The 25,056-nt window shown below is 64.4% G+C and carries 18 protein-coding genes and 1 pseudogene; 11 read left to right on the top strand and 8 right to left on the bottom strand.

Features of this window, described 5'->3' with window-relative positions; translation table 11 throughout:
* Positions 1–56: 56 nt before the first annotated feature.
* Entirely contained in the window at positions 57–1,355 is a 1,299-nt protein-coding gene (locus ACQPXH_RS02500) for a hypothetical protein (RefSeq protein WP_433600727.1), read from the bottom strand.
* Positions 1,352–3,319 (bottom strand): AAA family ATPase, encoded by a 1,968-nt coding sequence (locus tag ACQPXH_RS02495; RefSeq protein WP_433600726.1) that lies wholly within the window; start codon positions 3,317–3,319, stop codon positions 1,352–1,354. The genes ACQPXH_RS02500 and ACQPXH_RS02495 overlap by 4 nt, the downstream gene beginning before the upstream one ends.
* Positions 3,320–3,505: 186 nt before the next feature.
* Here ACQPXH_RS02495 and ACQPXH_RS02490 point away from each other — a divergent pair, with 186 nt between their 5' ends.
* The 3 genes from ACQPXH_RS02490 to ACQPXH_RS02480 are packed head-to-tail and all read left to right on the top strand — an operon-like array spanning position 3,506 to position 6,838.
* The gene (locus ACQPXH_RS02490; RefSeq protein ID WP_433600725.1) at positions 3,506–5,443 is read left to right on the top strand and encodes an N-6 DNA methylase; all 1,938 of its coding nucleotides are present in this window, start codon (positions 3,506–3,508) and stop codon (positions 5,441–5,443) included.
* Positions 5,444–5,464: 21 nt separating this feature from the next.
* Positions 5,465–6,325: a DNA methyltransferase gene (locus tag ACQPXH_RS02485; RefSeq protein ID WP_433600724.1), complete on the top strand. Its 861-nt coding sequence runs from the start codon at positions 5,465–5,467 to the stop codon at positions 6,323–6,325.
* A gap of 6 nt (positions 6,326–6,331) precedes the next feature.
* Complete coding sequence (locus ACQPXH_RS02480) at positions 6,332–6,838, top strand: hypothetical protein (protein WP_433600723.1); 507 nt, start codon at positions 6,332–6,334, stop codon at positions 6,836–6,838.
* Between the two features lie 459 nt (positions 6,839–7,297).
* On the opposite strand, the gene ACQPXH_RS02475 is transcribed toward ACQPXH_RS02480, so the two are convergent.
* Entirely contained in the window at positions 7,298–8,221 is a 924-nt protein-coding gene (locus tag ACQPXH_RS02475; protein WP_433600722.1) for a GIY-YIG nuclease family protein, read from the bottom strand.
* Between the two features lie 719 nt (positions 8,222–8,940).
* Here ACQPXH_RS02475 and ACQPXH_RS02470 point away from each other — a divergent pair.
* Genes ACQPXH_RS02470 through atzF form a run of 3 tightly spaced genes read left to right on the top strand, consistent with a single transcriptional unit; the run spans position 8,941 to position 15,064 of the window.
* Entirely contained in the window at positions 8,941–9,648 is a 708-nt protein-coding gene (locus ACQPXH_RS02470; protein WP_433600721.1) for a GntR family transcriptional regulator, read from the top strand.
* Between the two features lie 11 nt (positions 9,649–9,659).
* On the top strand, positions 9,660–13,310 hold the full coding sequence (uca, locus tag ACQPXH_RS02465) for an urea carboxylase (protein ID WP_433600720.1): 3,651 nt from the start codon (positions 9,660–9,662) through the stop codon (positions 13,308–13,310).
* Positions 13,307–15,064 carry an allophanate hydrolase gene (gene atzF / locus ACQPXH_RS02460; protein WP_433600719.1) on the top strand — a complete coding sequence of 586 codons (1,758 nt, stop codon included), beginning with the start codon at positions 13,307–13,309 and terminating at the stop codon, positions 15,062–15,064. Before uca ends, atzF begins: the two co-directional genes overlap by 4 nt.
* 792 nt (positions 15,065–15,856) lie before the next feature.
* On the opposite strand, the gene ACQPXH_RS02455 is transcribed toward atzF, so the two are convergent.
* On the bottom strand, positions 15,857–17,215 hold the full coding sequence (locus ACQPXH_RS02455; RefSeq protein ID WP_433600718.1) for an AAA family ATPase: 1,359 nt from the start codon (positions 17,213–17,215) through the stop codon (positions 15,857–15,859).
* 735 nt (positions 17,216–17,950) lie between these two features.
* Here ACQPXH_RS02455 and ACQPXH_RS02450 point away from each other — a divergent pair.
* The gene (locus ACQPXH_RS02450) at positions 17,951–19,300 is read left to right on the top strand and encodes a serine hydrolase domain-containing protein (protein WP_433600717.1); all 1,350 of its coding nucleotides are present in this window, start codon (positions 17,951–17,953) and stop codon (positions 19,298–19,300) included.
* A gap of 65 nt (positions 19,301–19,365) precedes the next feature.
* Here ACQPXH_RS02450 and ACQPXH_RS02445 read toward each other — a convergent pair whose 3' ends face one another.
* Positions 19,366–20,277: an aminotransferase class IV gene (locus ACQPXH_RS02445; RefSeq protein ID WP_433600716.1), complete on the bottom strand. Its 912-nt coding sequence runs from the start codon at positions 20,275–20,277 to the stop codon at positions 19,366–19,368.
* Between the two features lie 90 nt (positions 20,278–20,367).
* On the opposite strand from ACQPXH_RS02445, the gene ACQPXH_RS02440 reads away from it, so the two are divergent.
* Positions 20,368–20,808 carry a helix-turn-helix transcriptional regulator gene (locus ACQPXH_RS02440; protein WP_433600715.1) on the top strand — a complete coding sequence of 147 codons (441 nt, stop codon included), beginning with the start codon at positions 20,368–20,370 and terminating at the stop codon, positions 20,806–20,808.
* A 98-nt stretch (positions 20,809–20,906) separates the two neighbouring features.
* Here the strand turns inward: ACQPXH_RS02440 and ACQPXH_RS02435 are convergent, their stop codons facing one another.
* Together ACQPXH_RS02435 and ACQPXH_RS02430 are read right to left on the bottom strand one after the other, a co-directional pair.
* Positions 20,907–21,941 (bottom strand): aspartate-semialdehyde dehydrogenase, encoded by a 1,035-nt coding sequence (locus ACQPXH_RS02435; RefSeq protein WP_433600714.1) that lies wholly within the window; start codon positions 21,939–21,941, stop codon positions 20,907–20,909.
* A gap of 78 nt (positions 21,942–22,019) precedes the next feature.
* Positions 22,020–23,285, bottom strand: a complete 1,266-nt coding sequence (locus tag ACQPXH_RS02430) for an aspartate kinase (protein WP_433600713.1) — start codon at positions 23,283–23,285, stop codon at positions 22,020–22,022.
* 350 nt (positions 23,286–23,635) lie between these two features.
* On the opposite strand from ACQPXH_RS02430, the gene ACQPXH_RS02425 reads away from it, so the two are divergent.
* Together ACQPXH_RS02425 and ACQPXH_RS02420 are read left to right on the top strand one after the other, a co-directional pair.
* Positions 23,636–23,815: a hypothetical protein gene (locus ACQPXH_RS02425; protein WP_433600712.1), complete on the top strand. Its 180-nt coding sequence runs from the start codon at positions 23,636–23,638 to the stop codon at positions 23,813–23,815.
* A 16-nt stretch (positions 23,816–23,831) separates the two neighbouring features.
* The gene (locus tag ACQPXH_RS02420; RefSeq protein ID WP_433600711.1) at positions 23,832–24,239 is read left to right on the top strand and encodes a YjbQ family protein; all 408 of its coding nucleotides are present in this window, start codon (positions 23,832–23,834) and stop codon (positions 24,237–24,239) included.
* Between the two features lie 68 nt (positions 24,240–24,307).
* Here the strand turns inward: ACQPXH_RS02420 and ACQPXH_RS02415 are convergent.
* Positions 24,308–24,490: pseudogene (locus tag ACQPXH_RS02415) on the bottom strand (helix-turn-helix domain-containing protein); the annotation flags it as partial.
* Here ACQPXH_RS02415 and ACQPXH_RS02410 point away from each other — a divergent pair.
* Positions 24,428–24,829, top strand: coding sequence for a dihydrofolate reductase family protein (locus tag ACQPXH_RS02410; protein ID WP_433603266.1), 402 nt, complete (start codon positions 24,428–24,430; stop codon positions 24,827–24,829). The pseudogene ACQPXH_RS02415 and the gene ACQPXH_RS02410 overlap by 63 nt on opposite strands.
* Positions 24,830–25,056: the final 227 nt, after the last annotated feature.

The following is a 25,056-nucleotide window of genomic DNA, read 5'->3' as shown; positions in this document are numbered from 1 at the left end:
TCTCGACCTACTTACGCACTCCTTAGGTAGAACATCGGCCACTTGATGATTTATGGTTACTCTGCCCTGCCCTCGGTTCGGTGACTTGGCAGTGTGCCGATTTCGGCGGTACTTGACGGTGTCTGAACGGAAGCCACCAATTCTGCCGCGACGTCGTCGGCCGTCGTGACCCACAGTGAGCGTCCAGCCGTCGGTTTGGAGACGAAGCTAGTTCCTGGTGGGGCGACAAGCCAGCCAGATCCGGGCGTGCTCAGCAATGTCGGCCGGTCGCGAAGGTAGCTGAGCAACTGTGAGAGTCCGCTGCTGAGGTAGGAGCCTGAGCCTGACGCCTTCAACTCCAGAAGGATGGCTTGCGTCGAAATCCCGCCGTCGACGACTTCCACTACTATGTCCGGGCGGTTCCCTCCTGACGGAAGTTCGTAATAGTACACCGCGTCATCGAGTTCGGAAGGCGTGGTTGACGGCGGCCAGGATTGGTACCAAATACGTACCTCGCGGTCGTGTGTCAGGCGGAAGCGCGCAAACGGGCGGCCTTTGCCGTCTTGGAACAGTCGAGTTGTGTCCAGGCGCGAGCCAATGGATCGGAGCGCCCTGGTCATCCTCATGAGGACAGCAATCTCAAAAAGCTTCCAGTCCTGGCGCGGCTCAAAGTACCGCTCGCTCAGTACTTCGGTGAGATCCTGTGCCGTTGGAGCCAGAAGGATACGGCGCAGATAGCGCGCTGCCTCGGTGACCCGCAGGCTGTAGAAGCCCATTCGGTCCGCCCTGAGCCGAAAGTACGCCTCGTCGCCCGGCCATTCACTTGGGATAGCTTCGAGCCAGGCGGTGCGGCGAGCGCGGTGCACGACAGCCGTCATTGTGCGGATCTCCTCGCTCCAGGTTCCCGGCGCATCTCTGCCGGGCGGAACGGCAATGCGGCCGCGCTCCTCGACGGCTCGAAGGACCCAGGCCAGTGCCCGGTTCTCCGGAATATCGAAAATTCGGTTCGCCGGTCGGGTTACCCAAATGTCCCCAAGTGGACTGGAAGTTGCACGGTGACGAGCCGTCGCCGCCCAGTCGATGCCGGAGGTCACGGTGCGCCCGGCAACCCTCGGACGAACGGACGCCGTGAGAGGACGCCGTATGCTGGTCGGGAGCTCGGCTACCAGCGTGCGAACTGGAGCTGACAGCATGACATGGACGGCCAACACACGGCGCAGGTCGGCCTCGGCGAGCCCGAGCAGCTCAGAAGCAGCGTTGATCGGTCCGCCGCGCTCGATGCTGGCCGCGCTAATGAAGCCGGGCAGCAGTGCCTGGACCTCCGAAAGCATCACTGTCCGAAGGGCCCGATCCATGCTGCGGTCGATCAGACTCACGACAATGCGACCTCATGGAGTCCGTCGGACAGGCTGGCTCGACTTGGGAGGTTCGCAGTCTCGATCGCGTCGTCGATCATCGCCAAGAGCTTGTCACCCGCGGTCAGCGGTTGGCCTTCATACTGTGGTGCTATCAGGAGCCGCGTCGCGGTCAGGATAGCTTCCTCGTCACTGGCAAACGTCGGTGTGCCACTGGCGGTTTCGGCCAAGCCCTCGATGATCAGCTGCGCGAAGTCTCGCCCGATGGCCGGCCCGATCGGAACCGGCCCGGTAGCAATTGCCATGGCCAGGTCGACGAACGTACTGGTGTCATCGCGACCGAGCGCTTCGAACCAGCGGGTGAAGAGTGCCCGGTAGTCACCGTCGGCCGGAAGGGGGACATCGATGACCGCGAAGCGGCGAAGGAACGCAAACGACAAACGGAACAGGCTCGCCTTGTCGGAGACGTTGAGTGTGCCCAGCAGACGCCAACTCGGCGTGATGGCGTACGTGTCTTCGGAATCGCTCGCGCTGGCGGCCCATTCGATCGTGACGGGTTTGCCGTCACCGGCGGTATATGGCAGAACTGACGTGCGCCCAGCCGTTCCTTCGCCGCCCGACAACACCGTGAAGAGCGGACCGAATGCCTTGTCGATATCGGCGCGGTTGACTTCATCGATGATCAGCCACCCGGCCGTGCGGAGAGACCGCAGTACAACGCCGGGCACGAACTTCAGTCCCTGGCTGTCAGGAAGGTAGCCACCGATGGTATCGAATGTCGTCCAGTCAGCTGTCGCCGTCGTGACGTCGTAGTTGGTGCCGACGACCGCTCGGCAGAGCGCTTCGGCCAGCGTTGTTTTTCCCGTACCAGGCGGACCACCGAGCAACAGATGCTTGCCCGCTCGAAGTGAGGCGACGGCCGCCGCCACGACGCTGCGATCGATTGAGAAGCCATCGGGCAACTCGGCGAGAACTGCCTCCACCGACAGGCCCTGCAGCGCCGCGGCAGCCGCGTCACCATCCGGGGAGAATTCTTCCGACTCGGGTGGGGTCGATGCCAGCGCCGGGACCGGACGCTTCGCCAGGTCAATGGCCTGAGTGACGACCTGGCTGAGGCGGCGGAATTCGTAGAACTCCGCGAAGTCATCCAAAGCCTTGACCTGCTCATCGGCGTTGAGGAGCCCGATCAGCTCATCGATGGCCGCAATAGCGGGATCGGCGTTGAACGGGTCGCCGGGGGTGGCTTTGCGCTGAGCGTCGATCAGAAGGTCCTTGATGTCCTCCGGGGGCCGGGCGATGGGTTGCTGTGGCTGGCCAAGGCGCCCGCTGGCATCGGCGGTGACGAGGCCGGGCATGGTCGCCCTCGTCACCAGGAAAGCTAGGTCGCCGTCGCGCGGCCTTCGGTTGGCCGTTATCAACAGGTCCGTCGCCGCGTCGGCTGTCTGGCCGGCGATGAGAGTGAATCGACGGAAGAGCGCGTCGTCGTCTCGGCCACGCGCAGCGGCTGCCCGCACCCCCGTAACCACTGCGTGTGCGACCTCCAGGATTGGCCTGGGCGGGGCGGAGCCCTTGAACTGCGAAGCCACTGGGTCACTCAGCGCCCGGAGTCGCAGAAAGTCGGTCGAGGGAAGCGGGGTGGGCAGGTCCTCCTTGGACACGCTCACAACGATGTGGCCGTCATTGCCGATGACGCGCTCCTGAGCACCGTGCGAGGTAGTCAGAATAAATGGGACCGACCCTGCGACGGCCGTGTAGTCGCCGAGCAGCTGATCGGCGTCGAGCTGCAGCGAAGTGCACAGGACTCTTAGCGTGCGCAGTTCGTTCTCACCGTGCGTCGGTGATGTCTCAAAGAGCGGAACGACTTGGTCGCCCGGCGACATACGACGCAGCACATCAGCAAGGGGAGTCGCAGTCTTAGCGGCCAACTCGCCACTCTGAACATGCACGAAGGCACGTGCATTCGCGAACATGGCAAAGTCAGTCACGCGCATAGATTATCGGGCGCTCGGCCTGGCCACCGGCTGACTGTCGGGCCTAGCCCTTATGATCATGACGTGACCCGTGGACAGCAGCCCCCAGACTGGGTTGCGCTGTCATCTCCTGGCCACAATCGTCCGCTGGTGCCGAGGGTAGAGCGGCTGGCGCGAGGGGTTCGGTCTGCGGCTGCTCAGGTGGAGGCTGCTGTCGACCTCCCTTTTGAAGGGTTGTACAGGCCAGATCGTACTGGTCTGGGCTTCACCCTTGATTCGGCCGAAGTGGCTCGGCGCTCGACGTGGGCGCTTCTCGGTGAGTGGCTGGTCGCCGCCTCGGTGGAAGCACCGTGCGCAGCCGAGGGATTGGGCGCCGCCCATGAGTGGTTCTGGCGAGGAAGTGAACGCACGCTCGGCACCGTGCCTGACGTGGAGGTCTCGCTCGATCTGTCGGAGCCAGCCGAGCTACGCGCACTGATGCCGTACCTGCTTGACCCGATGGCCGCAGCGACCCGCCGCGACGTCCTGAATGCGCACAGCACCGCACATGAGCGTCGGACTCGCAAGGCGGCGGGCGTGTATTACACACCTGGTGATGTCGCCCACCTGATGGTCCAGCGCGTTTGCTCGGCCGAGGAGGCACCGGACGGGCATTTGTGGTTCGACCCAGCGCATGGCAGTGGTGTGTTCCTCCGAGCGGTACTGTCGGCCATCTATGACCAGCCGGGAGCGCGCGAGCGCATCTACGGCGTAGACCTCGACCCGATTGCTGCAGAGACCACGTCGTTCGTCCTCACCGCCGAGGATCTCGTACGCAGCCCCGAGGGCCCGGAGCCGTGGCGACGCTGGCATCGCTTCCGGCGCAACCTCGCAACCGGCGACGCACTGCTCATCGACGCAGCAGCTGTGCCGGATCAGCCGATGCTGTCATTCGACACCGATGAGCGCCCGGTTGACGGGCATCCACTCGGGTACTACGAGCCGTGGCGGCTGGACGACGTGTTCCCCGAGACCGCTGAGACCGGCTTCACACGGGTAGTCGCGAATCCGCCGTACGCCCCGCTCAAGCGGAGCGCGGCTAGCATCCACATAGCCCAGCTGCATCCGGTGACGGGTTCTGCTGCAGGTCAGGACGTCTCGCCGGTCTTCGTTGAGTTGTGCTCTAACCTTTTACCCGGCGACGGGGCACTGGCTATCGTCCTGCCGCTTTCGGTTGTGTCGTCGACGCGCTCACCCTTTCCTGAACTACGTGTCCATATGAGTGAGCAGCCCGGCTGGCTTGAGCTGCTCTCCTTCGACCGCGTTCCGGACGCGCTCTTCGGTGACGACATCAAGACTCGAAACGCTATGGTGCATCTTGATAAGAGCGCTTCGCCCAATCTGACGGCCAGCCCGCTGTATCGCTGGACTAGCCGGACTCGCGAGAAGGCCCTCCGCGACATACCTGTCACGTCGATCGCCGGCATAGAGGGCGTCCCGCGTGTTGTCCCGAAGATCGGGCGCCAGTGGGAGCGGGAGTTGCTCGTCGAGTGCGCCGCCCACACGCACTTCCTAGAAAACTGGCACACCCGACGCCAGCAAATGCCGCTGACGGGTCTCAGTCACTCAGTTGGGGAAGGCCAATCAGACGTCCTCGCGTTGGCTCCGACTGCCTATAACTTCCTGGGCGTGATGCGGGATCCGCACCGGGCGGTAACTGACGGGCATGACTCGCAGAACGGCTTCTCTATCCTGCACTTCGACTCCGAGCAGCACGCGGCGGCGGCATACGCCATGCTGAGTAGCCGTCTTGCATTCTGGTTGTGGCATGTCACCGGCGACGGGTTTCACGTCACGGGTGCGGTGCATCGTCGCCTGCCGGTGCCGAGTCGGGACGCATGCCGCGTCGAGCGCCTGGCGGACCTGGGTGACCGCCTATGGAAGACCGCGTTGGAGAAGCCGGTGGTCAGCAGCAACCGCGGCCGCACTACGGTGGCGTATCCGACGTGGCCCTACGCCGATCTGATCGACGAGATCGATTCTGAGGTAGGTGACTTCCTCGGCGTGGAATACGGAGCGCGCCTCGCTGCTTGGCACGAACATCTTATCGTTGTCGATCTCGATTCCGAGCGACGCAACTTGATCCGAAGGAAGACGTAACTTGAGCCGAAGGAAGACGCCGTGACCCTGGTGGTAACTCGAGAGCAGCGGGAAGCTAGCGCCATCACCAAGGAGGAATGGCGGGAGTACACCAAGACGGTGTGGAGCATCGCCAACACGTCAGACCCCGAGCACCCGGCGGTCTTCCCTCCGGAGATTCCCAAGCGCCTAATTAAGATGTTTAGCTTCGTCGGTGAGACTGTGCTGGATCCCTTTGGTGGGACAGGAACGACCGGACGAGTAGCCGCCGAACTCGAACGCGAAAGCGTTTGCGTTGACCAGAGCGACGCATATGTGAAACGAATGCTCCACGAGAAGGCGCTTCTTAACGGTTCCGGACACCTATTCAACCCAACGTTGGGTGACGCGCGCAAACTCGACCTAGCGGACAATGCAGTTGGGCTGGCCATCACGAGCCCGCCATACTGGAACAAGGCCGACTATGGCGACGGCGGGAATAATCTCGGTAATATCGCAGGTTACCTGGAGTTCGTTGAGTCGCTACGGCCAGCCTTCGCCGAAGTATTCCGTGTCCTAGCTCCTGGGCGGAAGTTTTGCGTCAACACTGCGAATGTCAACCAGCACACCGAACACGGTCTGTTGACATTCCCGTTGGCCACTGACCTGGTTATCCTGCTCCGCGATCTGGGATTCGTCCTAGTCAACGAGATCATCTGGAACAAGGACGGAACCGGCGGCAAGTGGGGCTCCGCGAACGGTCAGCGCCCAATCTTCGGCAGCTACCCGTACCCTCCGAACTTCCTGTTTAAGAATGTACACGAGTACATAATCATCGCCGCCAAGCCTCCAGCGAAGAAGTCGACGGGCAAGACGGTGTTGCCGTACGACGAAATCATGCGGGTACCCGAAGGAGTGCGGTAACAAGTTATGTCGGGTCAGATCCCAGATCTGCTTACTGGAACGGAATTGGCACTGATCGGTTTTGTCGGCAAGGCAAACAACAGCGCTGGCCTTCCTCGGTGGCAGCAGGTCCATTTCAATCAGGACGTTGCGCGGCAGTTCTTCAGCCTCGAACCCGGCGACGACAGGTCGATCACCTTAGAAAAACTCTCTGCTGCTGGCTTTGTGGTGGAACGCGTAAGCAAGAGGCTCGTTTTCTCAGAAAGCAACAAGAACCCGAAGATCGAGTTTCGCTTTGGGCCAAGGGACATGATGTATCCTCCTGACCCGCAGCGTCCGCTCCTCGTGGTGGTGGAAGCTTCGTATCTGACTTACAGGTATCGAACGCTGATGCCAGAAGACGCGGGACATGCCGAGATCGAGCGGCTCCTCTTGGCCGGCCCAAGCCTCGGGCGTGGCCTGCACCGTCGAATCGTTACTCTCGACGACGTGGAAGCCTCATGGCCGCAAGCGGCGCTTCGCGGTGGGGTGTAGGAGCACCGAAATCGATATCGCGCTTGACGGGAATCCGGCAGAGTCCAGCTTCTCTGTCCGCACATCGTCCGCAGTAGAGGCAATTCGCACCGACATCCACCAACGCAGCCAACATCGAAAAGCGCTGGTCGCGAGCACCATCCAACAGAATCAACAACGCTCGTGATCAGCCGAAACATCCACTTCTGTCGGATCGGGACGAAGAGGTCACACAGGCAGGCCGGGCGGTCGGAACCAACCGCCCGGCCGCCTGGCTCAGTGCGCCCGCAACGAGCCCGCAGCAGCGTCCAACACACCCCACTCTCGCCAACACCATCAGCGAGCGAATGGCCTGATCAGCCCACCTGATCAACACTCGCCAACAAAAGCGCAATTCGCCCAAACATCGAGACCGACGACCTTGAAAACCGTTACGGCGCATCATCGACAGGAGGAACGGTGCGATCGGTGGGCCGTACGTCAGGTCTCTCTGGTCTGCCAATCGCCGAATGTCGTACCCATCCCCGGGATCCTCCAAGATTCCCGCCCGTTCGTATTGCGACCCGAGACGATGGCAGCGGCAGCCGACGGCGAGGAGAACGGATAGTCACGGGTGAAGGCGGCCAACTCACCGGAACCGGTTGCCTCGAGAATGCCCTCACCGACAAGGTTTTGATGCAGCCGCTGATAGTTGCTGGCTGGGCCCGACCACGATGAGCGGGCCAGCGATCCGGCGCGGACGACGAATTCGCCGTCGACCTCCTGCGCCGTGGCGGTGATTCCGTGCTTGCGGACAGCCATCTCGAACACGGGCGAGAGTGTTTCGGCGATGGGGTCTTTGGGACCCGCTGCGGGGATCGGTGTCACGGACACCGATCGGAAGATGTTGACGTTGAGGACGGGGAGCACGATGCGAGCCTCTGCGATGAAGCTCTCCATGTCCGAGATGTCTGCTTCCGGCAGGGCTGGCACCGGCGGCGCGGTGCCGTTGACGAGTTTGGCGCGGCCGGCCTGCTGGGCGAGCTGAATGAGCCTCGCTTCCAGGTACCTGGCATGCGCCTTGGTGATGTTGGCGTCTTTACTGGTGATAACTATCGCGCGATCCCAGAAGTCCTTGCCGTTCTTGTCCCCTGGCTCGGCATGTCGCCGGATTCGGACACCGACCTCGTCCCCTTCGCCGATGTAGGCAAGGATTCCGCCGGTATCCGGATCCTCACCGATCAGGACGTAGACACCCGTTCTGCCGACCTCGCGGCGGGAGAGCAGTGCAGCAAGATCCGAGCGGGGCGCCGCGACGATATGACCCGTCCAGTTCATGATCTCCGCCGTCTGCAAGCCGCCCGGCGTTCCGTCGGCGAGGAACATCTTCACCGTCTTGCCGAGGTTCTTGTGCCCACTGTCCACGCCGTTACTGTATCGGGTGCCAAACCTGCGCAAGGTGGCTCGCCGCACCGGTACCCGTCGTCCGCAACGCGTCCGCAGGAGAGACAACTCGCACCCATAGTCACCAACGCAGCCAACGTCGAAATGTGCTGGTCGCGAACATCTTCCAACAGCACAAACAACAGCCAGGCCTAGCCAAAACGCCTCGTTCCGTCGTTCGGGACGAAGAGGTCGCAGGTTCAAATCCTGTCACCCCGACTCGTGGTTGAGACGAACGGTTCCGCCCCCGGCCCGCACAGGTCGGGGGCGGAATCGTTTTCGCTGGTTGGCCCGGCGGTCGGGGGTCGGCCACCACACCGCGCAGGCAATGACCGCTAGTAGCCCGCAGACCAGGGCGAACAAGCCAACGATCACGAACGCATCCATCCATACCTCCCGAGACTTCTCGTAGGTGCACCCCGGCGTCGCGACGGATCGGCACCGACCGGCACGGAAGTGTCCGGCTGTCATCAGCCTGCGGGGACGATGTGTCCTGCGGTGGTGCGGCGACGTTGCCGAGTGTTGCTGTCTGCTCCCTCACTGTGCACCGACGGTGCGAAATTCCGGAAGGCGGCACGCCGAAGGACACGCGATGGTTCCGATATGTCCCAGGTCGTCCGATATGGGCGGTGCGCAGACTCTTACCGCTTGCTAACGTGCGGTCATCTCGGCGAAACGCGAGGTCCATAGCGTATACACGCATGTCGACACGGGTGGCCACACTGGCGGATGCAGCGGGACGGCCGCTGCGGGACGTTGTTTATACGACCTTGCGCGGCGAGTTGATGAACGGGGATATCCGGTTCGGCGAGCGCCTGACCGAGCCCAAACTGTCGACCCGGTTCGGAATCTCGCGGACGCCGGTCCGGGAGGCGCTGACCATACTGTGTTCGGACGGTCTGTTGCAGCGGGAGGAATACGGCTTCACTCCGGTGCGGCCGAGCATTCCGTTGATCCGGGACCTGTACGAGCTGCGAATTACCTTGGAGCTCGGTGGAATTCAGCGCGCCATCGACAATCCAGCGGTCGTGCACGATCATGTGCTGCTGGCGGCCGAGCGCGAGGCCTGGCTGGCCCTGCGCGCGGATCCGCCCGAGCAGGAGCCCGGTTTCGTGGTCCGCGACGAGGAGTTCCATGTCACGCTGCTGACGGCGGCGGGCAATGCCGAGCTGGTGCGCTCGCTGAAGGCGGTGAATTCGCGGATCAGGCATGTGCGGATGTACGACTTCATGGTCAACAATCGGATCGAGACCACCATCGCCGAGCATCTGGGAATTCTGGATGCCGTTCTGGCACAGGATCTTCCGCTGGCATACCGGCTGTTGCACACGCATATCGGTGAATCGCTCGATGTCGTTCTCGATCGGGTCACGCGGGCTATTGCCGCGATGTCCTTGGCAACTGAATAGAGGAGTTTCCGGTGACACTGGAATTCGATACGGTTCTGGTCGCCAATCGCGGCGAAATCGCCTGCCGGATCATGCGGACGGCGCGTGCGCTCGGTTTGAAAACCGTCGCCGTGTACTCCGATGCCGATGTCGGTGCCGCCCATGTCGAAATCGCAGATGTCGCAGTACATCTGGGGTCGAGTCCGGCTGCGGAGTCCTACTTGCGTGCCGACCTGGTCGTCGAGGCGGCGCTGTCGACGGGTGCCGGCGCGATTCATCCCGGATACGGATTCCTTTCGGAGAACGCGGATTTCGCCACGGCGGTGACCGATGCCGGGATCGCATTCGTCGGGCCGACGCCGGAGCAATTGCGCATCTTCGGCGACAAGCACCGCGCTCGCGAGACCGCCGCCGTCGTTGGGGTGCCGCTGATTCCGGGTAGTGGACTGCTCGAATCGGCAGGACACGCGGTGGCCGAGGCCGAGCGCGTCGGCTATCCGGTGATGCTCAAGGCGGTCGGTGGCGGCGGCGGTATCGGCATGCAGGCCTGCGGTAATGCCGATGAGCTGCGGTCGGCATACCTGCGCGTGCAGCGTTTGGCCGCAACGAATTTCTCCTCGACCGGTGTTTTCCTGGAGCGGTTCGTGGCGCGGGCCAGGCATATCGAGGTGCAGTTGTTCGGTGACGGTTGCGGGCGCGTGGTGAGCCTCGGCACCAGGGATTGTTCGCTGCAGCGGCGCAATCAGAAGGTCATCGAGGAAGCGCCCGCACCCGGACTCGCGCCAGAGCTGTCCGAGCAGTTGCTCGCGGCGTCGCGGGAGTTGGCCAGGTCGGTGGGGTACCGATCGGCGGGCACAGTGGAATTCGTTTACGACGTCGAGCGCGGTGCGGCCTCGTTCCTGGAGATGAACACCCGGCTGCAAGTCGAGCATCCGGTGACCGAGGCGGTGACCGGGGTTGATCTGGTCGAGTGGATGTTGAGGCTGGCGGGCGGGGACAGCTCGATGGTCGACGAACTGCCCGAGACCGGACCGGCGATCAGCGGATGGGCCGTGGAGGCGCGGGTCTATGCCGAGGATCCGGGACACCAGTACCGGCCGAGCGCCGGGTTGATCACGGCCGCGACGTTTCCGGTGGATGCGGCGGTTCGGGTCGATACCTGGGTCGCGACGGGCACCGAGGTCAGTCCGTACTACGACCCGCTGCTGGCCAAGGTGATCGCGTCGGGGCCTACTCGCGACGCGGCGTTCGCGGGATCGAGTGATGCGCTGGCCGCGACCAGGATCTACGGGGTCCAAACGAATCTGCCCCAGTTGCGGGCGGCGATTGCCGATGCCGTGGTGCTCGACGCCGACCACGTCACGACGACACTGGCCGATATCCGGCCCGCCAGCCATCGCATCGATGTGCTGCGCGGTGGCACGATGACCACGATTCAGGATCATCCGGGGCGAATCGGCCTGTGGCAGGTCGGAATTCCGCCGTCGGGTCCGATGGACGATCTGTCGTTCACCCTGGCCAATATCGCCGTCGGCAACCCCGCAGGTGTACCCGCGCTGGAATGCACGCTCCAGGGTCCACAGGTGCGTTTCGCCGATACGACCGTGGTCTGCGTGACGGGTGCTTCGACGCCGGTCACGGTAGACGGACAGCCGGTCCCGATGTGGCAGCCGGTTACCGTCCCAGCCGGGTCGGTGCTCGATATCGGCGCACCGTCGGACGCCGGATTGCGCACCTACCTCGCGGTACGCGGCGGCATCGATGCGCCGCTCTATCACGGCAGCGCCGCCACCTTTACTCTCGGTGGTTTCGGCGGCAGCACCGGCAAAGCCGTTGTCGCGGGGGACGTGCTGGGAATCGTCGGGAATCGGCCCGAACTCGCTGAGCCACAAGCGGTTCCGTTCGATGAGCGACCCGAATTCACACACGTGTGGCAACTGGCCGTCGGTATCGGACCGCAGACCGCACCCGCCTATTTCACCGACGCGGATATGAACCAATTCTATTCGCACCCTTGGAAAGTCGGCAGTCACGCGAATCGCACCGGCATTCGACTGGAGGGTCCGAAGCCGACCTGGTCGCGCACCGACGGTGGCGATGCGGGATTGCATCCGTCGAATCTGCACGACAACCCGTACAGCGTCGGAACATTGAATGTCTCCGGCGATACCCCGATCCTGCTCGGGCCGGACGGTCCGAGTCTCGGCGGCTTCGCCTGCCCGCTCACTGTGATCTCGGCACATCGCTGGAAACTCGGCCAGTTGCGTCCGGGTGATACCGTCCGCTTCGCGCCGGTCGACGATGACCGGGCCACCGCGCTGCGCCGTTCGAACACCGCTCGCGCCAAGGCCGAGGCCCCAACTGCGGGGCTGAGCCCGCTCACCGGTTCCCGCGCGCCGGTCGGACTGGCCGATCGCGGCATCCTCGGCACCGTCGCGGCGGGTGCGGGTCGCCCGCAAGTCGCCTATCTGCGCGGCGGCGATGACAATATTCTGGTCGAATACGGCGAGATGGTGCTGGATCTCGGCTTGCGCATGCGGGTGCAGGCACTCGCCGAAGCATTGGCGGGCACCGGTCTCCCGGGCATCATCGATGTGACGCCGGGTGTCCGTTCACTGCATATCCATTTCGATCCCGAGATGCTGCCGCAGTATCGGTTGCTCGGCACGCTGACCGACCTCGAATCCGAACTGCCGGCAACCCATGACCTCGTGGTGCCCAGTCGGACGATTCGATTGCCGCTGTCGTTCGACGATCCCTCGATTGCCGAGGCCATCGATCGATACCGCAGCGGGGTCCGCGATGCCGCTCCGTGGTTGCCCTCGAATACCGAATTCATCCGCCGCATCAATGGACTCGACAGCATCGAGGATGTGCGTGCCGCGGTCTTCGACGCCGAATACCTGGTGCTCGGCCTGGGTGACGTCTATCTCGGTGCGCCGCTGGCGGTTCCGCTCGATCCGCGGCACCGGCTGGTCACCACCAAATACAACCCGGCGCGCACCTGGACACCAGCGGATGCCGTCGGCATCGGCGGCAAGTACCTCTGTGTATACGGCATGGCATCACCGGGCGGCTATCAGCTGATCGGCCGGACGGTGCCGATCTGGTCCAGCTACCGGCAATCCGCACCGTTCGAAACAGGCACCCCGTGGCTGTTCCGATTCTTCGACCGCATCGTCTGGGAGCCGGTGACTCCCGAGCAGTTGCTCGAACAGCGCGCGGCCGCCGCGGCCGGGCGTTTCGACGCCGAGGTCAGCGATGGCACCTTCGCACTCGCCGACCACCTGCGGGTACTCGCCGAAAATGCGGAAGCCATAGCGGAATTCGAGACCGAACAGGCCGCCGCCTTCGAAGCAGAGAAACAGGCCTGGCGCGCCGCAGGGGAATTCGAGCAGAGCACGATCGTCGAGAGTGTGCCGGAACCTGCAACCGATCCACTGGCCGGATTGCCGCCGGACGCAACGGTGGTCACCGCACCGATGATCGGCAATGTCTGGCGGGTGGAAATCGAGGTGGGCCAGCGTCTCGACGCGGGCGATCCGGTGGCCATCCTCGAGGCGATGAAACTCGAATTGCCGGTGCACAGCCCGGGCACCGGCACGGTACTGAAGGTACTGGCCACCCCAGGCTCGAAAGTGGAACCGGGAACCCCACTAGCAGTGATCGGAGCCACCGAATGACCGCAGGCGTCCTAGGCAATATCGAAGTACACGGCACGCCGACCGCGCGGGTCGCCGCCGCGTATCGACGCATCGCGGAGGTCGATCGGCCAGAGGTGTGGATCACGCTGCGTGCCGAGGCCGATGTCGCCGCCGAGGCCGCGGGCGTCGAACAGCGGCTCGCCGCGGGTGAATCCTTGCCGCTGGCAGGGGTGTTGGTCGCGGTAAAGGACAATATTGATGTCGCGGGGCTGCCGACCACCGCGGCCTGTCCAGAATTCGCCTACACCGCCGAGGTCACCGCGATGGCGATCGAGCGCCTGGTCGCGGCGGGCGCATTGGTTCTCGGCAAGACCAATCTGGATCAGTTCGCAACCGGGCTCGTCGGCACGCGCAGCCCATACGGCGCGGTTCGCCACGCGCACGATCCGGAGTTGATTTCCGGCGGGTCCAGTTCCGGATCGGCAGTCGCCGTGGCTCTCGGTATCGCCGATGTCGGAATCGGAACGGACACAGCGGGTTCCGGACGCGTCCCGGCCGCGCTGCACGGAATCGTCGGCATCAAGCTCACTTTGGGGATCATTCCGGCACACGGCGTGGTTCCGGCTTGTGCGGACTACGACGCCGTGACGGTCTTCGCCACCGACCTCGACAGCGCGGTCGCCTCGGCCGCGGTCATGGCCGGACCGGAGCCTCGGGATCCGCGCAGCCGGTCCTGGCCCGCCGATGTTCCGCTCGCCGCGCCGCAGACCATCCGGCTGGCGGTCCCGCGCCCCGAGGATCTCGTCACACTCAGCGATTCGTATCGAGATGCGTTCGCCCGCACCGTATCCGCGGTGACGAGTGCCGGGATAACGACCGAAGAGGTCGATATCTCCGGGATGCTCGATGCCGCGCTTCTGCTCTACGACGGCGCGATCGTCGCGGAACGCTATGCGGCCGTCGGCACATTTCTCGATACCGCGCCGGCGAGCGCCGATCCCACCGTGACTGCCATCATCGATGCCGCGCGCGCAACGACCGGCCCCGGATTCGCGGCTGATCTGGATACCTTGGCGCGAGCCAAGGCTGCGGCGGCGGTGACTTTGCAGGGGTTCGCCGGACTGCTTTTGCCGACGACCACCGAGCATCCGAGTATCGCTGCGGTACAAGCGGATCCGTTCGGCATCAACCGACGGATGGGCACCTTCACGAACTTCTGCAATCTGCTGGATATGGCAGCCGTCGCCGTCCCCGGCCAATCCACCGCGACCGGCGCGCCCTTCGGCGTGATGGTCGTGACGCCCGCCTTTGCCGATCAGGTCGCCGTCGATATCGCCGCCCGCATCATCGGTAAGGACAATGCTCCGACATTGATCGAAGACGGCGTTGATCTGGCCGTCTTCGGCGCGCACCTGCGCGGTCAGCCGCTGCACTGGCAGTTGGAGGGGATCGGCGCGCGCTTCACCGGCGAGGTGCGCACCACCGACGCCTACCGCCTGACCGCACTCGACACCACGCCCGCGAAACCCGGGCTGGTGCGCCTCGGCCCGGGACTCGGTGCGCCGATCCTCGGCGAGCTGTTCCGGGTATCAGCGGCGGGACTGGGCCGCTTCCTCGCCGCGCTGCCCGCGCCGATGGCGCTGACCAGTGTCGAACTATCCGACGGACGTGCGGTCATCGGCTTCGCCTGCACTTATGATGCCGTGGGTACCGCCACCGATATCACCTCCTACGGCAGTTGGAAGGCCTACTTGCAGCACCCGACTATGCGGAGCAGCACTGGATCGCGATGAACTCGCTGGTCGGCGCGACCGGTGTGGGCGGTCCAGACGGTCGGCTGACCGCTCGAGGCCCCGGCCGGGCCGGTCACCCCTCGTGAACCGGCCCGGCCACATACACCCTTGGATGGGATCGTCGGCACGCACCGAATGGTTACCTTCGGCAGCGGCGACTGATTCGCCGGTCAGCTCCGGGAAGAGCCATCCGAAGTGGTTGCCCCCGATAAAGCGCCAGCGGGCCGGTCACCCCTCGTGGACCGGCCCGGCTGGCACTACCCCCGTGACGCGACCTGTTACCCCTCGTGAACAGGTCGAGTCCGGTTCCCCACCCCCGGTGGTGGCTTGTGTTGCGGTGTTGACACAAACAATGCCGTCGCGGGCTTGCTGGGCACTTAAGAAGACCTTGCAGGAACAAAACCACAGGTAGTCGCATTATTTGCGGAAGATCCCGACAAGTTTGCGGCGCGGTGGCGCGAATCGGCGGATGATGGAGGATGAGGCGCCAAGGAGAATGGGAGCGGCGATGGAAACCGTGGTTGTCTGGGTGCTGGCCACACTGCTCTATTGGTGGGGCCTGTTGTAGTTCCGAGCCCTGGGGCCCGTGGATTCCCCATAACGAAAAGCTCCGCCTCCGACCGAAATGGTCAGGGGCGGAGCTGTTTTCGGATTCGAGCTTGCCATACAGGCGTCAGGCGATGCCGCGTACTCCTAGGACGCAGACGACGCGCGGCTTCAGATGCCGATGATGGGCCCTCCGCCGGATGGCGTGCGGGTTGATGTACCCCGAGTGGCTCGTCCGGGCTTGTTTCAGGAGCGGAACTTCCTCGCTCGCATGTACTTCGCGAGTTCGTCGTACGTACCGTCGTTATTGGCGAATTCGATTACGTTGCGGGCGGATTCGAACCAGGGGCCCGCGCTCGGCTTGATCTGGCTCAGCGCGACCTCGATATCGGCCATGCCGACCGGGCGCACGGTGCCGGTGCTGATCGAGTCGGCCATCGCCAATTGTGTTGCCGAGGTGCAGATGTGGGCCAGATCTGCACCGGAGAAGCCGTCGGTGCGCCGCACGATCGCCGGGAGATCGATGCCCGCGACCGGACGATCCTTCAGGTGGTAGTGCAGGATCGCCCGGCGCGCGTCCGAATCCGGCAGGCCGACCAGGATCATGCGGTCGAACCGGCCGGGGCGGCGCAGGGCGACATCGAGGTCCCACGGGTGGTTGGTGGCGCCGAGGATGTAGACGCCGTCGTTGCTGTGGGTGGCCGAATCCATCTCGTTGAGCAGCTGATTCACCACATTGCGCATCCACGCCGAACCCGACATCTGACTGCGCTTGTGCCCGAGGGCGTCGACCTCATCGAGGAACAGCACACAGGGCGCATTGCGGCGGGCCATTTCGAAGACCTCGTGCAGATTGCGCTCGCCGGAACCGTGATAGATATCGAGGATGTCGGCGATCTCGATCGGGTAGAAGTTCGCACCGAGTTCACCGGCAACCGCCGCGGCGATGAAGGTCTTACCGCAGCCGGGCGGGCCGTAGAGCAGCAGTCCGCCGCGTGCGGAAGTGCCGAAAGCCTTGGCGAATCCCGGATTTCGAATCGGACCGAGCAGCGTGAGTTCGAGCTGACGCTTCACATCCTGCATGCCGCCGACATCGGCCAGCTTGACGGTGGGCTTCTCGAATACGCCGACATCGGAGTCGGTGACGAATTCGCGCGAGCCCGCATCGATGAATGCGGGGGCGACGATATCGCCGACCTGCTCTTCGGCCGCCGCCCAATCATATTGCGACGGATTGCCTTTCGCCTCGTCCGGTGTCGACTCGTTTGACGTGGTGTTGCTCGGCGCGGGCCGGCTCGGCGTCGACTCGGTCGGCAATGGGTGGGCCGACATGGGCTGGCTGAGCATCGGCTCGCTCGACGTCGGCCGGGTCGGTGCAGCGGGGGGAACCGCACCACTTGCGAGCGCAGTTGTGCACTGCTGCAACAACTCCAGCACTCGCGGATGTCCCGGTTCCTGACCGAGCGCCGTCGCACACTGGGCCAGCGCCTCGGCATGGCGGCCACGATCGATCAGCAACTCGATCACCCGCACCCGCAGCGCGAGCACCTCCGGACTGCGCTCCAACGCTGCCAGCATTTCGGCCAGTACCAGATCATCGGACACGCCGATCCCCCTCTTCACCTCGTGAGCCCGTTGATTCTAGATTGCGGCACGCGAGTCCGTAGCGCCCGAACCACCACCTGCGGGTTGCCAGGGACCTGCCTCATCGAGTGGCCATGCCGCATCTGATCACGGTCGCCGGGTGCGCCGTGCGGCGGCATGCCGCCCACCAATCTGCCGGCGCATATCCGGTCTCGGTGAGAGGACGTCGGCCGCTGCCGTGATCGCAAAGACCGGGCCACAGATACCGCTGATGGCGACGCGGCTTGGGCTAACTCGATAGATACCTATCGGTCGGTTTTGTGACCGGGGCCGCAGCATCCGTACATTCTGCCCTAGACAGGTCCGCTGCCCAGCCAGCTGAAAGCTATCGGGAGGCGCGGCGGGATCCGACCAGGTGATTTTCGTTGTGCGCATCACATCGCAATTCGTGGAATAGATCCGACCGGCGGACCGTTGATCACCTCTGTCGGCGTCCGGACAGCCCCGGGCCTCACCCCATTTGTCGCTACGAGCGACCACCCGCCGAGAGGCGCTTGTGGGACGTCGGCACTCGAGTCGTGACGTTGGCGTGGCGTCCGGCGACTCAGCGCCGCCAGGTTTACCGACCTGGCGGCGTTTCGTATTTCCGGAGCGACTCGGCTCGTGGTCGATCGCGGTGTGGTCGATGATGCAACCATGGCAACGTATTCAGCCTGTTGCCCCGTCTGGCGAGGTCGGTCGCGATAGCCTTTGCACATGGGGCGCATCTATGGATTCCTGGCCGGAATCGCCGCGGTATCGCTGGTTGCGGGAAGCGTTTTCGCCGGAAGTGCGCAGGCCACGCATACCGAGCAGCTGTCATGTGGGGTGTCGTCCGGGCGAGAGCCGGAACGGGCGGCGCCGGAACAGGTCGGACTGGATTCGGGGCGACTCGCGGAGGCATTGGAGTTCGCCGGCGGGCGTAATCGGTTGAATGTGCAGGTGTTCCGGCACAACTGCCTGATCGGCGAGGGGCCGACGAACGACCAGACCGGGAATGTCGCCTGGAATATCTGGAGTGCGACGAAGAGCGTGGTTTCCCTGCTCGCCGGAATAGCCTGGGATCAGCGGAAACTCGATATCGAAGCGCCGATCGATCGGTACCTGCCGCCCGGACTCGGTGATGCGCAGCATCGGTCGATCACCGTGGAGAATCTGCTGACCGAAACGTCCGGCATGAAGGTGGGCGTGCTCACCGAGGGCGTCACCGGGGTGATTCCACTCGATCCGAATAGTGCGGTACAGGCGCTCGGGGTGCCGTTGGACAATCCGCCGGGCGTGGCATTCAGCTACAGCCAGCGCAATGTCGATCTGCTCGCCTATGTCATCGAATTGGCCGTCGGGGAACCGCTGCAGCAGTTCGCGCAGCGTGAGCTTTTCGATCCGCTCGGCATCGAACGCGGCGATTACTACTGGGCGCGCGACCGCGCCGGGCACACCTACGGATACGCCCATCTGATGATCCCACCGAACGATTTCGCCAAGCTCGGCCTGCTGGTGAGCAATAACGGGAGCTGGGACGGGCAGCAAATCGTCTCGCAGACGTATCTGCACAACGCACGCCGGCCGTCAGCGGAGAACGCGTGCTACGGCTATCTGTTCTGGATCGGACCGGGATGTGCCGAGACCCCCGACTACCTACCCTCCGACATTTACTCGATGTCGGGACTCGGCATGCAGAACGTCTTCATCATGCCGAGCCTGGATTTGACGGTGGTGTGGACCGGAGCCTTCGGAAATGTCAGCAACGAGGGCATTTCGGGGATTGTGCAGAACACCGCGGAGCTGCCGTACGAATTCTTCCGTCGCCTGTTCGCGGCCTTCGAAGTCCGTCCGGTGCCCGATCCGGGTCCGTATGTGGAGCCACCGTTGCGTCTGGATCCGAGGCGGTTCGTGGATACGAATCTGCTGCTCGCGGTCTTCGGCATCGGCCCTGCGGCATATCCGGGCTGCGATGTCTTCAGCTGCCTGAACTATCCGTTGGCGCCGCCGTTCGCCGATACCCCACCCGGCTGCGCCATTCTGGTCTGCCTGGGTCCGGATCCGCGCACACCGGGCATCCGCTGAATCGAACACCGAAGAAGGGGATATCGCCTTTTTTCGCGTTTAGTGACGACTTCCGCAGGGAGCGGTCAGAGGGGGGTGAGCCAGTTGTGGTGGTTGTCGGTGCGGAGGGCGGCGGTGTGGCGTTTGCGGAGGGCTTGGGTAAGGGGGCCGGGGTGGCCGTCGGCGATCAGGCGGCCGTCGACTTCGGTGACAGGCGAGGTCCCGGACGAGGTGCCGGTGACGAAGACTTCGTCGGCGATGTAGAGCTCGGTGAGGTCGATGGTGCGTTCGACGACCGGAATGCCGTCTTCGGCGGCGACGGTGAGGATGGTGCGGCGGTTGATGCCGTCGAGGATGTCGCAGGACACATCCGGTGTGATCAGGGTGCCGTTGCGGACGAGGAAGATATTGGCGGCGCTGAGTTCGCAGACGTGGCCGTTGCCGTCGAGGAAGACGCAGTCGTCGTAGCCGCTGTCGATGGCATCCTGTTTGGCGAGTACCGAATTGACGTACGCACCATTGACTTTCGCCCGCGAGGGAATCGCATTATCCGGAATGCGCCGCCATGGACTGGATTTCAGCCGCATGCCGTCCTGGGGCACGATCGGCACCGCGTCGTAGACGAAAATGCTGACTTGGATGGCGCAGCCCCGGACCCGGGTGCCCGGAATCGATTCGACGACATGCACTGTCGCGCGGACGAATACGTCCTCGCTCGGCGCATTGGACGCGACCAAGTCGATGATCGCCGTGCGGAATCGTGCGAAGTCCCATTCAGTGGCGAACCGGTCGATGCCGATGATCTTGCAGGATTCCTCGAGTCGCCGGAAATGGTCGTCGAGCCGAAATGCGGTGCGTGCCGATCCATCCACAAGCACTGGGAACACTGTGTACACACTGAGCCCGTACAGCACTGCCGACGATGCGACCGCGACCGACGCCCGTTCCGCGTCGATCAGCCGGTCCCCGAAATACACCTGTGGATAAGGATTCGCCATCGGCGCAGGCTAGCAGTGGGCACCCGGGCGGAGCGAGGGAATTTCGGCCCGCCCGGGCCTGCTGGGTCAGTTCTCCACTGCCGACAGATCGTGACGTGGCGCCCGGCAGGCGTCGACGATGATCTGGCGAGCCGCACGACCTTCGGGGCTGGGCATGAGCGCGCCGAAGCCGCCCTCATCTCCGCGGCCCGAACCGGTGTCGCCGAGTTGGAGTGCCTGATATCGGTTCGACAATCGGCGATCGACCCCCGAATCGATGCCATTGTCCGCGACATTCGTGACGATCCGACCGCACACATCCGGGCCGAGCACGCGGCCGATGCAGCCGGGATGTCGGAAACCCACTTCCTGCGAACCTTCGCCGCACACACCGGCACCACATTCCGCCGCTACCGCCAATGGGCCCGGCTCCGAATGGTTTTCGCGAGTTTGGCCGCCGGACACGACCTCACGCGCTGCGCCGCCGATGCCGGATTCGCCTCCCCGTCATACCTGAGCGAAACCTTCCGGCGCACATTCGGCTGTCGCTGACCGCGCTGCTCGGCTCGTCAGTGAAACTCGATATCAGATGACCGAAAAGCAAACGGGCCGTTCAGATCTCATGATCGGAACGGCCCGTTCGGTCAACGTCAGCGCTGCGCCAACAGGACTTCGGCGATTTGAATGGTGTTGAGAGCAGCGCCTTTTCGGAGGTTGTCGCCGGAGATGAACAGCGCCAAACCGCGGCCGTCGGGGACACCCGGATCCTGGCGGATGCGGCCGACGAGGGAGTCGTCCTTGCCCGCGGCGGCCAAGGGGGTCGGCACGTCGGTGAGCTGGACGCCGGGGGCCTTGGCGAGAATTTCCTTGGCCCGCTCGACCGAAATCGGTTCGGCGAATTCGGCATTCACCGACAGTGAGTGGCCGGTGAAGACCGGGACACGCACGCAGGTGCCGCTGACCAGCAACTCGGGCAGGCCGAGGATCTTGCGACTCTCGTTGCGCAGCTTCTGGTCTTCGTCGGTTTCGAAGGAGCCGTCGTCGACCAGTGCACCGGCGAGCGGGATCACGTCGAAGGCGATCGGCGCGACATAATTGTTCGGAGCCGGGAACGGCACCGAACTGCCGTCGTGCACCAGCTTTTCGGCATCGTCGACCACGGCGCGCACCTGGGAGACCAGCTCCTCGACACCGGCCAGGCCGCTGCCCGAGACCGCCTGGTAGCTCGAAACGATCAGGCGCCGCAGGCCGGCCACATCGTGCAGCGGCTTGAGCACCGGCATCGCGGCCATGGTTGTGCAATTCGGGTTGGCGATGATGCCCTTGACCAGATTGCGAGTCTGCTCCGGATTCACCTCGCTGACGACCAGCGGAACCTCGGGATCCTTACGCCAAGCCGACGAGTTGTCGATCACCGTGACACCGGCCGCCGCGAAACGCGGTGCCTGCACGCGCGACATGGTGGCGCCCGCGGAGAACAAAGCGATATCCAGGCCGGTGGGATCGGCGGTCTCGGTGTCCTCGACCACGATCTCGCCGCCGCGCCACGGCAGGGTCTTACCCGCCGAGCGGGCCGAGGCGAAGAAACGCACCTCGTCGGCCGGGAAGTTGCGCTCCTCCAGCAGTTTTCGCATGACGGCGCCGACCTGTCCGGTCGCGCCGACGACTCCTACCCGTAAACCCATGGCTCTACCCCTTTCGACTTGACCGGGAGCGCTGCGTGGTTACGCTGCGCTGCCGCCTCCGCGCTCGACCCGGCCAAGTCAGCGTCCCGTTCCCGCGTGGACGACCGCGACCTCGTCGCCGCCCAGATCGAAGGCCTTGTGCAGCACCTGCACGGCCTCGTCCAGTTCGGTGTCCTTGACCAGCACCGAGATCCGGATCTCGGAGGTGGAGATGAGGTCGATGTTCACGCCCGCATTCGCCAGCGCCTCACAGAAGGTGGCGGTGACGCCCGGATGACTCTTCATGCCCGCGCCGACGAGGGAGACCTTGCCGATGTGGTCGTCGTAGAGCACCTGCGAGAAACCGATCTCGTCCTGACGCTTGGTCAGCATCTCCACCGCACGCGCGCCCTCGGTCTTGGGCAGGGTGAAGGTGATGTCGGTCTTCCCCGTCTCGACCTTGGAAATGTTCTGCAAGACCATATCGATATTGATCTCCGCATCGGCGATCGCGCGGAATACCTTGGCGGCGTAGCCAGGTTCGTCCGGTAGGCCGACCACGGTCACCTTGGCCTCGCTGCGGTCGTGCGCGACGCCCGTGAGGATTGCTTGCTCCAAGGGGATGTCCTCCATCGATCCATAGACGTAGGTGCCGGGCTTGTCGGTGTAGGACGAGCGCACATGCACCGGAACGTTGTAGCGGCGCGCGTATTCCACGCAGCGCAACATGAGTACCTTCGCGCCGCAAGCGGCGAGCTCGAGCATCTCCTCATAGGAGACCTGCTCGAGCTGCTGCGCGTCGGGCACGATCCGCGGGTCGGCGGTGAAGACGCCGTCCACATCGGTGTAGATCTCGCAGACGTCGGCCTCCAGCGCCGCGGCCAGTGCGACCGCGGTGGTGTCGGAGCCGCCGCGACCGAGCGTGGTGACGTCGCGGCTGTCCTGGCTGACGCCCTGGAAACCGGCGACCAGCACGACCAGATTTTCGTCCAGCGCGGCGCGCACCCGGCCCGGGGTGACGTCGATGATCTTGGCGTTACCGTGCGATCCGGTGGTGATCACACCCGCCTGCGAGCCGGTGAACGAGCGGGCCTCGGCGCCGAGCGAATGAATGGCCATGGCGACCAGCGCATTGGAAATGCGCTCACCCGAGGTGAGCAGCATGTCCATTTCCCGAGCCGGCGGCGCAGGCGCCACCTGCTGCGCCAGATCGAGTAGCTCGTCGGTGGTATCGCCCATGGCCGAGCAGACGACCACAACGTCGTGGCCCTGCTTCTTCGTCTCGACGATCCGTTCAGCGACGCGCCGGATACGCTCGGCGGTCGCTACCGAGGATCCTCCGTACTTCTGAACAACGAGAGCCACGACAGGGTCCTCCAAGATCGACAATCAGCAGCTGACAGCACCCCAGCGTACCGGCAGAGGCCCAGCGGATTTGTTCCTACCTCATCGCTGCCCAGCGGAGCGCCGATGACGACGTGATGATGCACCGAGCCGTCGCGGACCGGCTCCGGCCTGCATGTGACCGATCTGCGCTGCTCGAACCTGCTCCGCCTCGGCGGACCGCCACCGCCGGAGAGCCGGCCGCCCGCACCGGCCTGACCACCGGCGCCATCACGCGATCGACCGGCTGCTGAAAGCGGGCGTGTGCGGCGCGAACACGACGCGCAGGACCGGCGGCGGGTCGATATCAGTGTGATCCAAGAGCGATCAGGGTGATCCAAGAGCGGATCGATGAGATCGCGCCGCACTACGAGGTGACGGCACGCGAGTTCGGGGCGGCGCTGGCCGGGTATTCGGTCGAGCAGTTGGAGTTGGTGCTGGATGTGTTCAACCGGCTGCACGAAACTTCGGTGCGGGTGACGGCGCTGCGACGGGAACCGGACACCGATTGAGAGGACGATGTAGCCCATGAAGAGCACGGTGATCGAGGTGACCACGGGACGTTCCGAGGTCGTGTACGACATCACTCCGCAGTGCGCGTCGTTCGCGCGCGAGGCGGGCGAGGACGGGCTGCTGCACATCTTCGTACCGCATGCCACGGCCGGGATCGCGATCATGGAACTCGGCGCGCGCAGCGATGCCGATCTGCTCGCCGCATTGCGCGACCTGCTGCCCGCCGATGATCGCTGGCGGCATGCCCACGGCTCGCGCGGACACGGCCGCTCCCACGTCATGCCGGCATTGATCCCGCCCTACGCCACCGTGCCGGTCATCGGCGGCGCATTGACCCTGGGCACCTGGCAATCAATCGCGATGGTAGACCTCAATGTCGACAACCCCGACCGCCAAGTGCGCCTGTCATTTCTGCGCGGCTGATCACTGGGCGCGAGACGGGCGAGTTCGGTGCGATTGGCAATCCCGAGCTTGGCGTAAACATGCGCCAGATGCGTTTTCACGGTGCCGCGGCCGATGAACAGGCGCGCAGCGATCTCCGGATTGGTCAGGCCGGAGACCGCGAGTTCAACCACGGAACGCTCTGTCGGCGTGAGGCTTTCCCAACCGGAATCGGGACGGTTGCGTCGGCCACGGGCCCGGGTGATGTAGTCGATCGCCGCCCGCAACGACATGGCGCGGCCGCGCTCGAGGTATTCCAGCAGCCGCGTTTCGTCGGGGATATCGACGCGGACAACCGATCCGGCGTCGGCACGGGCCCGTTCGGCCGCGCCGAACAGCAGCTGCGCGCCGAATCCGGCGGCGACATCGTGGTACTGGCCTCCAGCAGCGTGATCCGGAACCTGGTGGCGGCGGGCGAGCTGGATCGGCTGATCATCACGCTGTGCCCCGAACTCGTCGGCGGCGGCGCACGACTGTTCGAGGACGGCGTGCCCGCAACCAGCTGGTCGCTCACCGATCTGTCCACCACGGATTCCGGTGCGATCGTTCTGGTCTACGACAAGGTCGCGTGAGGGTGCCCGGCGCCGTGGCGGCGGACCGCCGCCACGGCCGGGCATCAGGCCCGGGTGAACCAGGTGACCTGGGCGCCGTTGCCGAAGTCCCGGCGCTCGGTCGGTGTGAACAGGGTCGGGTTGAACGCACCCCGACAAGGCGGATATGCCGCCGCCCGCGACGACCGGATAGCTCTTGACGACCATCTCGTCGAGTTCCGGCGTCGAACTACTTCACCAATCGCGAC

The organism is Nocardia sp. CA-135953 (genome assembly GCF_050955735.1).
Lineage (GTDB): Bacteria > Actinomycetota > Actinomycetes > Mycobacteriales > Mycobacteriaceae > Nocardia.
This window is presented reverse-complemented; position numbering and strand designations above follow the sequence as displayed.